We start from the raw sequence: 13,151 nt of genomic DNA, 5'->3' as shown, positions 1-13,151 counted from the left end.
AATCATTATCATGTAAGGGTTAGGAAGTATAGTTTTTTTGGGTATAAATAAATAGCAAAATTTAAATTTAATTTATCTCTCGATAAATTGAAAAGTAAGCACCTAAGTCGTTTAGCTAGCAACTTTACTTGTAAAACAACAGATTATCTTTTTTTAGTAATCTATTTTTAATTTTTTACACTCGTTTTTATTGAATTAAGTATTTTATACTGTATATTTATACATATATCTTTTTTTTATGCGAATAGATCTCCACTATTCGTTTTTTATTGTTTTTTAGGAGTGTTTTCTTGAATAAATATTGTGTTGTTCTTGGGCAAGCTAATAGCTCTCTCGCGACTTATTTGCCTTTAGTTGATACGCCAGTAAGAGCCGGATTTCCCTCACCTGCTGATGATTATTTAGAAACAAAACTAGATTTAACTAGCCATTTAGTTAAGCACCCTAGTGCGACTTATTATATTAAAGCGATTGGTGACTCAATGATTGATTACGGTATTTACAGTGGTGATCTGCTTGTTGTTGACCGATCTTTAGAACCGAAAATAGATGATATTGTTGTCGCAGCTGTTGACGGTGAACTAACTTGTAAGTGTTTAAGTTTTATTAATGGCGAACATCATTTAGTATCAGGCAATAGACTTTATCCACCTATTTCACTAGCAGGGAAAGAAGTCCATATTTGGGGAGTCGTAATACATACGATTCACTCCCTACGAAAGCGAGGACATTCATGATTGGGCTAATTGATTGTAATAATTTTTATGCATCATGTGAACGAGTCTTTAATCCCAAATTAGAAGGAAAACCTATTGGTATCTTATCTAATAATGATGGTTGCGTAATCGCCCGTTCTAATGAATTAAAACCCTTAGTACCAATGGGAATGCCCGCCTACAAAATTGAACCCAAAATTAGAAAAAAAATTAAATTATTGAGTTCTAATTATGAGCTTTATGGCGATATGAGTCAGCGGGTATTTGATACCGTTCGTCATTATACTGCAGATATTGAACCTTACTCTATCGATGAAGCATTCATCCATTTAAATGGATTTAACAATGTGTTAACTCATTGTCAAAATTTAAAAACAATAGTAAAGCGTGATACAGGTATCCCGGTGAGTATTGGTATTGCACCAACTCGAACGTTAGCAAAATTAGCTAATCATATCGCCAAAAAACAGCCTATTCATCAAGGTGTTTATTGTTTACCGACTAATCGAGAAGCGATAAAGACGATATTAAAGCAATTCTCAATTGAAGATATATGGGGCGTTGGTTGGCGAATTGCTCAACGGTTAAAAGTATTAGATATTCATACCGCTTGGGACTTACATCAAGCTAATTTGAAACAAATTAGACAGTTATTTTCTGTTGTCCTTGAACGTACAGTACTTGAACTACGTGGTATTAACTGCATTGAATTAGATGATTTATCTACACCTAAAAAAAATATTATGACATCGCGTAGCTTTGGTCATTTAACGAGTGATCTATTTGATATACAAGAAGCAATTCGAGTACATGCAAGCCGTGGTGCAGAAAAACTAAGAAAGCAAAAATCAGTTGCTAGTGCAGTACTGGTCTTTTTAAAGACTAATCGATTTCGGCCAGAATTACCTCAATATAATCCATCAATTGTCGTTCCATTATTGTCAACAACTGATGATTCGAGATTAATCATTCATGCCGCTCAAAAAGGATTACAATCCATTTATAAAAAAGGCTTTTTATTTATGAAATCAGGTGTGATGCTACTTGATCTAAAAGCTAAAGATGATTATTTCCAATCCGATTTATTTATTCCTGACATATCAGAAACGCAAAAAAGTGAACAGCTAATGAAAACAATGGATTACATTAATCAAAAGATGGGAAAAAATACTATTCACTTAGGCGGTATAAGACAAACCGCAGCTTGGCAAATCAAGCGAGATATGCTTAGCCAGCGGTATACAACGCGTTGGGAAGAGTTACCTTTTGCTAAATAGATAATTAATAATAATTTAAACAATGGGTATATTTGATCATTTCAAACAAGTATATCTATATTTTTAAGTGCTGAACAAAACCGATTGAATCTTATGTTCAGCACGTTTATTCTAAGAACCCATATTAACAATTGAACTACGAAAGCGTTTAAGCGCAATAAGAAAGAACACACTACCAATAGCTAATAACCAAGCATAAGATGTCCAAACAACACTAAAGCCAGCTCCTCGATACAAAATTGCTTGCCCTAATTCAACAAAATGCGTTGTTGGTGCAAACAACATGATATTTTGGACTACTTCAGGCATACTTTCACGTGGTGTACTACCACCAGAAAGCATCTGTAAAGGTAGAAGAATTAAAATAAATAACATGGCAAATTGTGCTGTTGATTTGGCAACAGTCGCCATAAAGATTCCAAGTGACGTTGTCACGAATAAATGTAGAGCTGCCCCAATTAAAAACAAGGTAATCGAGCCTTCAATTGGAACATTTAGCCAACCATGAACAACAACTAAGAGTGCCCCCCATGTTGAAACAAGCACGACAAGCCCCATCGACCAAACTTTTGATATCATGATTTGAAGTGGTGTAACTGGCATTGAAAGCAAGTGATCGATAGTACCATGTTCACGCTCCTTCATTAAAGCTGCGCCAGTTAAAATAATCGACAACGTGGTCACAATATTGATGATTTCCATAACGGAACCAAACCAAGAACGGGTCAAGTTTGGATTAAATGCAGCATGAACTTCAATATTCACCGGCAAACTGGTGGGTTTATCGATTTGATTGAAATATTTTGTTATTTCGTTGGTCACAATTTGGGTAATATAACCATTCCCAACAAAAGCCTGCCCCATTCGTGTTGCATCAATATTAAGTTGAATTTCTGGACTTTGATTATTTAACACATCGCGTTGAAAGTTAGGCGGAATATTCAATGCAAAAGTATAACTATCGGTATCCATACCTCGATCAACTTCATCCATAGAGTTTAGTTTTACCGGTTGGTTAAACATGGGTGGATAAAACGCCGCAATAATTTGTCTGGATAATGGCGAATCATCTTCATCAACTACCGCAATCGACGCATGATGAAGCGAGTCTGAAGTTGCTGTTGCTGCAGTATAGATATCAAGCGTAAAACAGTAGGCGATTAACAGTAACATGATTGGGTCACGAATCAATCCCCATAACTCTTTAATGCCTAAGCGATAAATATTAATAAAACTTTGCATAATATCTATCCTTCTTGTTTCTTGAGGAGGAATATACTTGCACCAAGTATAATCGGTATGGTGATCAGCAAGGCAAATATTGAGTTATGTAAATCAAAAAATCCTAATGCCTTATTAAAGACTCCTCGAGCAATAATAAGCATATGGGTTGTTGGATAAACTTCACCAATATATCGTCCACTACCTTCTAAAGATGCAACCGGATTAAGCAAACCAGAAAATTGTATCGCTGGTAACATGGTACCAACACAGGTTAAAAAGATAACCGCAATTTGACTGCGTGTAACTGTTGAAGCAAGTAATCCAAAGCCTGTTGCAATAATACAATAAGCTAATCCAGCCAAACACAAAGTTAACAAGCTACCTTTAATTGGTACGCCAAATATTGTCACCGCCATAAGCAGCAATAATAAAAAGCTAAGCATCGAAATCACAATATATGGAACCTGCTTACCTAATAAAAATTCAGTTTTGGTAACAGGCGTAACATATAAGTTAATTATCGACCCCATCTCTTTTTCACGTACTACGGATAGTGCAGCTAACATCGATGGAATCATTAATAATAAAATAGGAATAACCGCAGGTACCATAGCTTGTAAACTTTTGATATCGGGATTATAACGATATCGAGTTTCGATATTTGCCAATGAACTTGATGTTGTTCCGGTAGTCATTTTAATTTTGTCACTTAACCAAGCAAGATGCATTCCTTGTACATATCCTTTAATCGTATCGGCACGCAAAGGCATTGCACCATCAATCCATATTCCAATACTAACCGGATCACCACGTTGAATATCTCGACCAAAATTAGGTGGAATCTCAATAGCTAATGCTATCTCATTACTTCTCATCCTATGATCCATATCATCATAATCAAGGATTGGCGGTTTCTCGATAAAATAGCGCTTAGATCCAGAAAGATTGGTAATATAATTTTGACTGGTAATAGTTTGATCACGATCTAACACCGCAAAATTTAAATCTTCTACATCCATGGTGATACCATAGCCCATTACCAACATTAAGATAGCTGAACCTAAAAGTGCCAACAAAGCTCGCAATGGATCGCGCGATAGCTCTAAAGTTTCACGCCACATACACCCAATCATCCGAGTTAAGCTAAATCCCTGTAGGTGAGCATCTTGCGTTGTATTAGCTTGTTTATTAGTTAAAGTTTTAGGCTCTTCACTTGCTTTTTCATCACTATTGGTATCATCTGCACCAGCATCAACTAAATAACGAATAAAAGCTTCTTCCAGCGTTTTAGCATTTTTGGAATGGATAATATTATCAGGAGTATCACTGGCTAATACTTTACCAGCATGCATGAGTGAAATCCTATCACAGCGTGCCGCCTCATTCATAAAATGGGTAGTAATAAATACCGTAACTTTATCTTTTCGGGAAAGTTCGATAATTAAACGCCAAAAGTCATCCCGAGCAATGGGATCAACCCCGGAAGTCGGTTCATCTAGGATAAGAATCTCAGGATTATGAACCACCGCAACAGATAAAGAAAGTCTTTGCTTAACCCCTAACGGTAGACTATCTGGTAAACTTTTTAATTCATTTTCCAAGCCAAAACGCTTAACTAACTCCTCAACTCTTGCAGGAATTTTGCTTTCTTCAATACCAAATAGACGGGCATGTAAAACTAAGTTTTGTTCAACCGTTAATTCACTGTAAAGCGAAAAAGCCTGAGACATATAACCTAAATGACGTCTAACATTAATATCACTTGCATCAACCGGTTTACCAAATAACCAAGCTTCACCTGAGGATATTGGTAATAACCCTGTTAACATCTTCATCGTTGTGGATTTACCGCAACCATTAGATCCTAAAAAACCAAATATTTCGCCTTGTTTGATTGAAAAGTTAACATGGTCAACCGCAATAAAATCACCAAATTGCTTGGTTAAACCTTTTGCCTCAATCGCCACTTGTAAATCTTTATTTAAATCTAATGGGGGAATTTCAACCGATTCATAACCTTCTCTAGCATCTTCTGGCATCAATTGAATAAAGGCATCATCTAAATTATCTTTACCAGTTTTGGCTAATAATGCTTGAGGCGTGCCTGTTTCAAGAATCTTACCGCCATACATTGCAACCAGCCAATCAAAGTTTTGCGCTTCATCCATATAAGCTGTTGCAACAATCACGCTCATTTGTGGTCGTTGTTCACGAATTTTATTGATTAATTGCCAGAATTGCGCGCGAGAAAGAGGATCGACCCCTGTTGTTGGTTCATCAAGAATAAGTAAATCAGGATCATGAATCAAGGCAGAACATAAGCTGACTTTTTGTTTCATCCCTCCAGAAAGGCGACCAGCGGGTCTAGATAAAAAAGGATACAACCCAGTGCTTTTAGTTAATTCATCAATACGACGTCGCCTTTCAGCAGCATCGTTACCAAATAAACGAGCAAAAAATTGCAAATTTTCTTCCACTGAAAGTGTAGGATAAAGGTTTTTCCCTAATCCTTGTGGCATATAAGCAATACGGGTACAGACGTTTTTACGATGGGATTTATCTTTCATGTCACCATCTAAAACGTAAACTAATCCCTCTTGAATGACATGTGCGCCCGCTATTAATGATAATAAGCTAGATTTACCAACACCATCAGGACCAATTAGTCCCACCATACATCTAGGCGGGATGGCAATACTAACATCATTAAGCGCACACGTTTTTTTATAATGTAACGATACATTACTTACATTTACAACAGCATCATCAATGGCCTTACCTTCAGCAAGTAACGTCAAATCCTTTTTATTTGACTCTGACATATGCTATCTCCAATTATTTAGTTTGGCATTTTGCAACATCAGATAAACCTGAAGGCCACTCCGTATTAGGATCTAGTCTTACCCAAGCCACACCAGGAAGGCCGGTTTTAACATGAGTTATATAGCATTTTAACAATTCTGGACTTAATTGTGCTTTCACTCTAAACATGAGTTTTTGACGTTCATCTTTAGTTTCAACAGTTTTAGGCGTAAATTGCGCAACGCTTGAGACAAATGAAATTTTGGCTGAAATTGCTTTATTGGGTAAAGCATCAAGAACCAATCTTACTTCGTCACCAATTCCGACTTTACCTGCAATTGTTTCTGGTAAAAAGAAAGTTAAATAAACATCTGAAAGATTAACCAGATTTAACACTTTACCGCCTGAAGGTAAAACTTCACCGGGTTGAGCAATGCGATATTGAATACGTCCATCAACTGGTGCAGTTAATGTACTGTCATCAATATCCGCTTGGATTTGATTAATATTTGCTTGCGCTACGTTTATAGCTGATTTAGCACTTTCTACTCCGGCTTGTGCAGCTTCAATGGCTGCATCGGCAGCGGTAACTTGTGATTTAGCAGAGTCTAATGCTGCTTTTGCACTATTTACTTTAGCGGTATCATCATCAAATTGTTGAACTGAAATTGCCCCTTTTTGATAAAGGGCTTTTGTTCGTTCTAAATGCTTATTGGCAATATCTAAGTCACTTTCTCTTTGAGTAACACCAGCTAAAGCAGCCACTTTGTCACTCATTTTTAAGGCAACTTGAGCTCTAGATGTCGCTTCATTACTCAAGGCTTGTCGATATTGCGCTTGAGCTTCATTTAACTGAGCTTGTAATGTATCTGTTTGCATAACAACTAAAGGTTGGCCTGCTTTAACAAAATCACCCTCATCAACATTAATTTTTTCAATTCTACCGGCTAACTTGGCTGAGATATTGATTTCAGTTGCTTCAATACGTCCATTACCGCTACTAAAATCTGAACCATATCCATCAGGCTTAAATTGTTGCCATAAGATAAATCCAATAGCAACAACTACAACTGCGATAATAATCCATTTTTTATTTATTTGTTTCATGAATAACACCTATTCTAAAGTAACAATTTATAATAAATATTAACGAAAAATTTAACCGTTATAATCTATTTATTTTCAATTTACGCATAATAGCAAATGTTTTTTACAAATAGAATCGACTCTAAATGTAAACGCAGTAAATGCTAAAAATCAGTAAATTACTATTGGGGAAAAGTTAGCATTAGAAAATCATCACCATAAATCACTCTAATTCGATCTAAAAAAGTGTTATCACAGCTAATAAATTCTTTTATAACGCATCAATATCGGTCTCAACTTTAAATGGAAAGTGATGTACATTCACTAATATGGCAACCTAAAATAATTTAATCTTCACTTTCTATTATTTTATAAGTGATTAATAATTAATTTTTTAATTCATGCTGATATAAAATAAGCTATCATGTAAACCATTTTGAATTATTGTATTTTAAATCTTAGTTTTTTGAATCTTAGTATTTTGCATTCTAGTATTAACGCTAAGCGCATTGAACAAAGAATGATGAAAGCTAAACGTTATTATTTAATAAGGTGAATTTATGGCAATCCCCTCTTTTTTGACAATTTATAATGAATTGATATCCACTCCAACTATTAGTAATGTCACCAACGAAAAATTGGATTATTCCAATAAACCTTTAATAGACAAATTAGCGACATGGTTTGCGGATTTAGGATTTATTGTTGATGTTCAAGCCGTCCCTAACACACGTCATAAATTCAATATGCTGGCAACTTATTCAAATAGTGAAAACAAAAGCCAAGGAGGCCTATTACTAAGTGGCCATACCGATACCGTTCCTTTTGATGATGGGCAATGGAGCAAAGATCCATTTAAGTTAACGGAAGATAATAACAAGCTTTACGGATTAGGCACGGCTGATATGAAAGGATTTTTTGCTTTTATTCTAGATGCTTTGCGAGATATTGATCTAAAAAAACTCACCAAACCAATTTATGTATTAGCTACTGCAGATGAAGAAACCTCAATGGCTGGTGCATCATTTTTTGCCAAACAAACTCAATTAAAACCTGATTGCACCATAATTGGCGAGCCTACTTCACTAATTCCTATACGAGCACATAAAGGGTTTATTTCCAATTCAATAAAAGTGATTGGAAAATCAGGTCACTCAAGCGATCCAGACAAAGGTATTAATGCTATAGAAATTATGCATTTAGTCATTGAACGTCTATTAATCCTTAAACAAAAATTCAAAGAACAATATCATAATGAAGGCTTTAGTGTCCCCTATCCAACTCTGAATTTAGGTGTGATTCATGGCGGTGATGCTGCAAACCAAATATGCGGGTGTTGTGAATTAATTATTGATATAAGAGTATTACCTGATAATGATGTTGACTCGATTTATAACGCATTATGTGAAACATTAAAACCCGTTATGGATAAATACCCTAATCGTATTTCAGTAGAATATGAAGTATCACCCATTCCAGGATACGAATGTAAAAAAGATCACCCCGCATTGCAGCACATTGAAAATTTAGTGGGTCATCAAGCACAAACTGTCAATTACAGTACTGAAGCGCCTTATTTAAATCAAATTGCGCCAACCATAGTTTTAGGTCCTGGCTCTATTGAACAAGCTCATCAACCAGACGAGTTTATTTCAATGGACTTTATAAAACCAACAAAATTAACGATAGAAAATTTGATCAAAGATTTCTGCCTTTAATCATATAAAAACGCCGACATCGTCGGCGAATGAAGTTACTTTAAATTAGGATAATTTGTCATCTTTATGGTTATTTCCCCATTGGCAAAGCATATTTAAAATCGGTACCAAAGTTTTACCTCGGTCTAATAATCCATATTCCGCTTTAGGGGAATTTATGGATATTATTTCATACCCTTATATACCACTTCATCCAAAACCTCCCAATAAGATTTATTAATTTTATGCTGTAAAGAAAAATAAGACGGTATAGACTCCTCAATGTTTTTTACAAAATTGAGGCTTTTTAAGATGAATTATTTTTTACCAAGGTAAGCTAACTTATACAAAATCAACTAGCCGACAAGATCGGCTCATTTTACTATACTTCAAAAGTAGCATAGTCAGTTGCGATTTCAGTGGGCGCAAAAATATTCCTAGCCTCATTGACTAATTTTGTTTTGTCATTCAAGCTATAGCGAGGACTAATATGCGTAATAATAAGGCGCCTAGCATGAGCTTGTTTGGCAATAGTTGCCGCGTGTACAGTTGTGGAATGTCCTCGCTCAAGCGCCTTTTCTTCAAGAGCTTGCTCTTGGGTTGCTTCATGGATTAACAAATCGACATCCTGAGCTAAATCAATTGAAGCCTGACAAGGAATGGTATCGCCTAAAATAGCAATTTTTTTACCTTTTCTAATGGTTTCTAGATAGTCCTTACCATGAATAATCCTACCATCTTCTAACGTAACAGTTCGACCTTCTTTTAAATCACGATAAAAAGAACCAATGTGAATGTTATCCTTTTTTAACTTATCAATGTCCAATGACGCTGGCAGATCTTTTTCTATAATCCGATACCCAAAACACGGAACACGATGCGCTAATAATTTGGCTTCAACGCGAAACTTATTATCCTCAAAAACCAAACCATCTTGCTCAAGTTCAATAATATTTAAAGGATAAGTCAGCCAAGAATAACTAATATCAATAACAGTTTGAATAAATTGCTTAATGCCTTTTGGACCAACTAAGGTCAATGGCGATTGGTTTTGCATCAAAGAACGAGTTGTTAACACGCCAGGTAAACCAAACAGATGATCACCATGTAAATGTGTCAAAAAAATCATCTCTAATTTAGCCAGACTAAATTTGGCCTTTTGCATTTGCATTTGAGTCGCTTCACCGCAATCAAAAAGCCATAAACGCCCTCTTTCCTGCCGGAGATCAAGCATAATACTGCTAACATTGCGTTCAGCTGTTGGTGACCCAGCACTCGTTCCTAAAAAAGTTAATTTCATAAAAGATTAAACGTTTTTGCGCTCAATGGTTTGTTCACCCCAGAAGAGTTTGTCTGCTTTAGTTTTGGAAAAAGCGAGTTTTAAGACTTCATCGCTACCTTCTTCCCAAATTTGCTCAGCGAGTTTTTCATCATTTTTAGCTAATTCAAAAATAGCTTCAGCTATCTCAATAGAAGTTTCACGAATGCTGGCCCAAGATCGAATTTCATGTATTTCTTTTTTGGTACTATTCATATTTGTTCTCCTTATTTGCTAAGATTAGATGTAAAATAAACCCAATTGGTACAAAACACAATAGGTGGTATTTTTTATGCTAACAATTATTTCTCCATCCAAAACGCTTGATTATCAAACTCCTTTAATTACCAAACAACATAGCTTACCCGAATTTTTAGAATCGACTAAACAACTTATTGATATTTGTAAAAAACTTAGCAGTGATGACTTGGCTAAATTAATGTCGATCAGCCCAAAACTTGCCACTACCAATTATGAACGTTTTCAGAACTGGCATACTGACTTCAATTTTGATAATGCAAGGCAAGCTATTCTGGCTTTTAAAGGTGATGTTTATGAGGGTTTGCATGTAGAAGATTTTAATGATGCCGATCTAAAATTTGCACAATCTCATTTACGCATTCTATCAGGATTATATGGCTTGTTACGACCACTTGATTTAATTCAACCCTACCGTCTAGAAATGGGTATTCGCCTTAAAAATGGTAATAATACTAATCTATATCAATTTTGGGGTGATAAGTTAACAGAGTGTTTAAATCACGAGTTGGCAAAATCAACCAATCCAACGTTAATTAATTTAGCTTCTAATGAATATTTCAAAGCAATTAAACAACTCAAAGCGAAGGTTATTCAACCCATCTTTTTAGATAAAAGTAAAAATGATTATAAAGTGATCAGCTTTTATGCTAAAAAAGCACGAGGTTTAATGAGTCGATTTATTATAAAAAATAGCATTAATAACAGTGACGATATTAAAAGTTTTAATTTAGAAGGCTACCAATTTGATTCAAAACGCTCAACTGAATTAGAATGGTACTTCACCCGAAATCACGCATAAAAGTAACATGGAATTTCTAATCACATTATGGCAACAGTTTTTAACTACATTGCCTCTGTTCGTTTTGATTTTATTAGGCTACATAGCAGTTAGAGCGGGTCGTTGGCAAAAAACGGTGACAGATAGTGTTACCAAATTTACGTTTTATATTGCCTTCCCAATTATGTTATTTCAGATTATGAGCCATTTTTCAGAGCATTCTGAAATTGATGCCAATCTTTTGTTGATCTTTTTTGGTGGCTCATTTATTGTGTTTGCATTGGGCTGTTTTATTGCGGTTAAATTTTTCAAACTCAATGGCTCGCAAAGTACCATGTTTGCAATGGGTGGAATTTATACCAATACTGTGTTTGTGGGCATACCAATTATCAAAATGTTATTAGGCGAAAAAGCCATTCCGATTGTTGCTATTATTGTGATTTTTAATGCGTTAATTTTATGGACATTAGCCACGGTATCCATCGAATTTGTCCAGATGGGAAAATTATCGACTACAGGATTTATAAAAGCATTTAAAAATGTAGCAAAAAATCCGATTATTATTGGTATTTTTGCAGGAATAGTTGTCAATTATGTACACATTCCACTACCTTTCTTCATCAATCAAGCGACGAAGATGGTAAGCGATATGACAGCGCCTCTCTCATTAATCGTTTTAGGAATGGGGCTTGCTGAATATAAGATTCGCGATGATTTACCGATCACCATAGCCATTTGTGTTTTAAAACTATTTATCTTACCGATTGTAACCTATATTTTAGCGATAATAGTCGGATTACCACTTTTAGAACTGCAAGTTATTGTATTACTAAGTTCGGTATCAATTGCGATAAATTGTTATATGATGGCAAGACAGTTTGAGGTATTGCAAGGTCCTATTGCTTCAAGTTTATTGATATCAACGGCATTATCATCCGTGACAACACCGCTAATTCTATCAATAATGTTACAGTTTGCTTAGAAAAATTAATTTGCCTCTAGCTTTTTGAATTTATGATGCAAGATCAAAGCAGAAACAATAATTGCACTACCTAGCGCAAATCGGCCCCAATCAATCGATTGATGCCAAATAATAACATTAACTAAAATACCAGTTGGAATAACCAAATTATTCATAATGGCAAGCGTACCCGAATCGACTTTGGTTGCGCCATAATTCCATAAAAAATAGCATAATCCAGATGCCACAACCCCAAGCCAAATAATTATCCCCCATTGTAATTGGGTAGTGGGTAGTTTTTCGGGATTGCCAAATAAAAACCAGCCAATACTAGCCACCAGTATTGCGCCTAAATAGACCCATGCAAAAGCTTGATGTTGCGGTAATGGATAAAGTTCCATAATACGTTTATATCCAACCTGCCCCAAGGCAAAAACTATATTAGCGCCCTGAATCAGGAGAAAACCAATAATAAAATCTCGACTAATATGATCGTAACGAATAACGGCTGCGCCAATTACAGCTATAACAGCGGTTAATAGGTAAACAAGTCTGAGTCGATGTCCTTGCAAGAAATCATAAATTAGCGTGACATAAATTGGCGTTGAAATAGTAAATAATAACACTTCAGGCACTGAAATATATTGGAAAGAGTTGTAATAAAAAAAGTACATAATACCTAATTGACAAGCACCAACGCCCATCAACAACACCATCTGTTTTACAGAAATACCTTTAAAGCGTAAAAAAGGAATAAAGGTTATAAAAGCCAGCAAGACGCGCATTACAACTGCAAACCACGTATCAACTTGCCCACTTAAATGAACAGCAATAAAACTAAATGAAAACGACCAAACTATCGTCACAAAAATAAGATAATACATATTAAATTCTTATTGATAAAAGAAAGTTTGGCATAGTATCAATTCGGCTTATAAATGTAAACAGTAATAAGGATGATATGTTTACTAATCAAAAAAAGTTGAGGAGCGGGGTTTTTGAAACATAAATTTAGTAACAAAAGTGCTAAA

The 13,151-nt window shown here is 35.2% G+C and carries 12 protein-coding genes; 5 read left to right on the top strand and 7 right to left on the bottom strand.

The window, feature by feature from the left end; all coding sequences use genetic code 11:
* Window positions 1-290 precede the first annotated feature (290 nt).
* Both GYM76_RS04355 and GYM76_RS04350 read left to right on the top strand, forming a co-directional pair.
* Window positions 291-737 (top strand): LexA family transcriptional regulator, encoded by a 447-nt coding sequence (locus GYM76_RS04355; protein ID WP_220226022.1) that lies wholly within the window; start codon window positions 291-293, stop codon window positions 735-737.
* Window positions 734-1,993: a Y-family DNA polymerase gene (locus tag GYM76_RS04350; protein ID WP_220226021.1), complete on the top strand. Its 1,260-nt coding sequence runs from the start codon at window positions 734-736 to the stop codon at window positions 1,991-1,993. The genes GYM76_RS04355 and GYM76_RS04350 overlap by 4 nt, the downstream gene beginning before the upstream one ends.
* Before the next feature lie 111 nt (window positions 1,994-2,104).
* On the opposite strand, the gene GYM76_RS04345 is transcribed toward GYM76_RS04350, so the two are convergent.
* The 3 genes from GYM76_RS04345 to GYM76_RS04335 are packed head-to-tail and all read right to left on the bottom strand — an operon-like array spanning window position 2,105 to window position 7,126.
* Window positions 2,105-3,235, bottom strand: coding sequence for an ABC transporter permease (locus tag GYM76_RS04345; RefSeq protein WP_065562073.1), 1,131 nt, complete (start codon window positions 3,233-3,235; stop codon window positions 2,105-2,107).
* 5 nt (window positions 3,236-3,240) lie between these two features.
* Entirely contained in the window at window positions 3,241-6,039 is a 2,799-nt protein-coding gene (rbbA, locus tag GYM76_RS04340; RefSeq protein ID WP_220226020.1) for a ribosome-associated ATPase/putative transporter RbbA, read from the bottom strand.
* 13 nt (window positions 6,040-6,052) lie between these two features.
* Window positions 6,053-7,126: an HlyD family secretion protein gene (locus GYM76_RS04335; RefSeq protein WP_220226019.1), complete on the bottom strand. Its 1,074-nt coding sequence runs from the start codon at window positions 7,124-7,126 to the stop codon at window positions 6,053-6,055.
* A gap of 539 nt (window positions 7,127-7,665) precedes the next feature.
* Here GYM76_RS04335 and argE point away from each other — a divergent pair.
* The gene (gene argE, locus GYM76_RS04330; RefSeq protein ID WP_220226018.1) at window positions 7,666-8,823 is read left to right on the top strand and encodes an acetylornithine deacetylase; all 1,158 of its coding nucleotides are present in this window, start codon (window positions 7,666-7,668) and stop codon (window positions 8,821-8,823) included.
* Window positions 8,824-8,868: 45 nt separating this feature from the next.
* Here the strand turns inward: argE and GYM76_RS11090 are convergent, their stop codons facing one another.
* The 3 genes from GYM76_RS11090 to GYM76_RS04315 form a co-directional block, all read right to left on the bottom strand.
* Window positions 8,869-8,982 carry a winged helix-turn-helix transcriptional regulator gene (locus GYM76_RS11090; protein ID WP_370632612.1) on the bottom strand — a complete coding sequence of 38 codons (114 nt, stop codon included), beginning with the start codon at window positions 8,980-8,982 and terminating at the stop codon, window positions 8,869-8,871.
* A gap of 202 nt (window positions 8,983-9,184) precedes the next feature.
* Window positions 9,185-10,102 carry a ribonuclease Z gene (gene rnz / locus GYM76_RS04320; protein ID WP_220226017.1) on the bottom strand — a complete coding sequence of 306 codons (918 nt, stop codon included), beginning with the start codon at window positions 10,100-10,102 and terminating at the stop codon, window positions 9,185-9,187.
* Between the two features lie 6 nt (window positions 10,103-10,108).
* Window positions 10,109-10,336, bottom strand: a complete 228-nt coding sequence (locus GYM76_RS04315) for a YccJ family protein (RefSeq protein ID WP_065562077.1) — start codon at window positions 10,334-10,336, stop codon at window positions 10,109-10,111.
* Window positions 10,337-10,412: 76 nt separating this feature from the next.
* On the opposite strand from GYM76_RS04315, the gene yaaA reads away from it, so the two are divergent.
* A complete protein-coding gene (yaaA, locus tag GYM76_RS04310; RefSeq protein WP_220226016.1) occupies window positions 10,413-11,180 on the top strand; it encodes a peroxide stress protein YaaA in 768 nt (255 codons plus the stop codon).
* A 7-nt stretch (window positions 11,181-11,187) separates the two neighbouring features.
* Complete coding sequence (locus GYM76_RS04305) at window positions 11,188-12,141, top strand: AEC family transporter (protein WP_220226015.1); 954 nt, start codon at window positions 11,188-11,190, stop codon at window positions 12,139-12,141.
* A gap of 5 nt (window positions 12,142-12,146) precedes the next feature.
* Here GYM76_RS04305 and GYM76_RS04300 read toward each other — a convergent pair whose 3' ends face one another.
* On the bottom strand, window positions 12,147-13,004 hold the full coding sequence (locus GYM76_RS04300) for a carboxylate/amino acid/amine transporter (RefSeq protein WP_065734082.1): 858 nt from the start codon (window positions 13,002-13,004) through the stop codon (window positions 12,147-12,149).
* Window positions 13,005-13,151 lie beyond the last annotated feature (147 nt).

The organism is Gilliamella sp. ESL0443, assembly GCF_019469165.1.
GTDB lineage: Bacteria > Pseudomonadota > Gammaproteobacteria > Enterobacterales > Orbaceae > Gilliamella > Gilliamella apicola_E.
The sequence above is the reverse complement of the archived record's forward strand: the minus strand, read 5'-3'. Positions and strand labels throughout refer to the sequence as shown.